This window comes from Actinobacillus capsulatus DSM 19761 (assembly GCF_000374285.1).
Lineage (GTDB): Bacteria > Pseudomonadota > Gammaproteobacteria > Enterobacterales > Pasteurellaceae > Actinobacillus > Actinobacillus capsulatus.
Genome location: NZ_KB893965.1, coordinates 1 through 1,811 on the forward strand (window position 1 = coordinate 1; position 1,811 = coordinate 1,811).

A 1,811-nucleotide genomic window follows, 5' to 3' on the forward strand; every position below is an offset into this window, starting at 1 on the left:
GCGGCAGTATTGCCGGTACGAGCTGCTTGTTGCATTTGTGCATAGGCAATTACCACGCCTAATACATTGGCAAACCGTCCTGCATTTTGTAAGGTGAGGTATCTAGACAATTGAACGCCCTTGCCAGCATTGGCTTGTATGCCAATAGGCGTCTTAAAACCCATTAGTCCGTAAATCTGTTTAGCCGCTCGGCTATCTACATTTTCGTAAAATTTTCCCAATGCACTTTTCGACCGCTCTAAGCTCCCCACCAGTGCTGCAAAATCATTTGTCAATCGTGCTGCGGGATGTAAAAACCACGCTGATACGGAGTTATTATTATCCGACTTATAGGTTGCCCATTCCCGTAGGTTGAGGATTAGTGCGCCACCAGCCAAAAATGTACCGACACTTTCATTTATTTTTAATAAACGTTTCGCCGGATTATGTTCATTTTTAACCGCCACATGTACTTTCATATTAATGTAATGGGATGAACCTGCGCGAATGCCTTTCGTTAATTCTGCCTGATAATGCGCCGCACTTAAACCTTTAAATAACTCATCGGCATTCTTAATCAGCGTACGCATTTGCTGATTGACAATTTCTGCGCCCGTATTGACATTGCCAATATGTGATACTGAAATGGTTTGCAGTTTTAAGCCTACCGCCGCTAAAAAGCGTTGATAAGGAATGGCTTCTTTGCTTGCTTCTTTCCAGAGCAGCATCTGCGCCGCCATTATCGATTCAATCATTACATCAAAACGTACGGCATTGATTGCCCGTTTCGCAGCGGTTTCTTTGACGATTTGATTGAGTTTATCGCCGATAGTTAGCAGGTTAGCTAAATGATTCCCCCATGGGCTGCCAGTTATTAATAAATTTTTCTGATATTCCATCCCTTTAGGCATATCTCCCATACCTGCCATCGCCGTGCCATAATATGCCATCGCATAATCTGCTAAGGAAGCGAGTTTATCGGCTTGTTGTTCATTAGCTTTACAGAGCTCCTGTAAAAAATTTAAATGGGTGAGTGATGTACCATTACCCGTTTGATTTAAGAGGTTAAATTGTGCCACCGCTAAATTTTTCATCGTTTGTTCTGACATCAGTGGCGATTTTTGCGCATAGATTTTAATTTGCTCGCGCATACCTTTATCCAGAGGGTCAGAACTCATTAAGCGCTTAAACCAATTTGGATTCTTATAGACATGTTGTTCTATCTGTTGAATCGCTTTGGCGGTTGTCACTGGATAGAGAATTTTGGCAAATTCTTTCATACTGTTTGCCAAAATGATTTGGTGATAAGTCGAAATATCTTTTACGTCGGCAATGCGGTCAAAAAGTGCAATGACAACAGTTTTCTTTGCTGAACAATTATCAAACACTTTATGACTGTTCTGATAACCAATCCCCGTTGCTCTTCGGTAACTGTCCGCTTTATCTTGAGCTGCTTTTGCTGGTTGGAAATCAGCGACTTTTTCAGCAAGCTGTGCGCCTGGAAAAATAAAATTGCTGCTTCCGCCGTTAAGGGAAATCTTCTGCATCATTTTTTCCCTTTTTTGTGCATTCTGCTCTAATTCTTCAAACATCTCAGGCGTCCAACGCACTTCACTATAAGCGCATTCTATTGCGCCGACTTGTGAATGAACATAAGCATAAGGTAGAGATTGAGCTGATTTTTTCCATTCACCACGAGCCGAGCCGTCTGCCCAAACATACTGGGTAAAACGATAAGGTGAACCAGAACCGTTAAGTTTAGGGGCATTACTGTCGTCATTTGCAACAGTATATTCAAATATCAACCAACGCTTTTTCTCATCGGTGGCATT

Annotated in this window: 1 protein-coding gene; it reads right to left on the bottom strand. The window is 42.0% G+C overall.

Annotated elements, in window-relative coordinates; genetic code table 11:
* On the bottom strand, window positions 1-1,811 hold a 1,811-nt coding region (locus C228_RS14570), incomplete at both ends, for a toxin VasX (protein WP_018653008.1).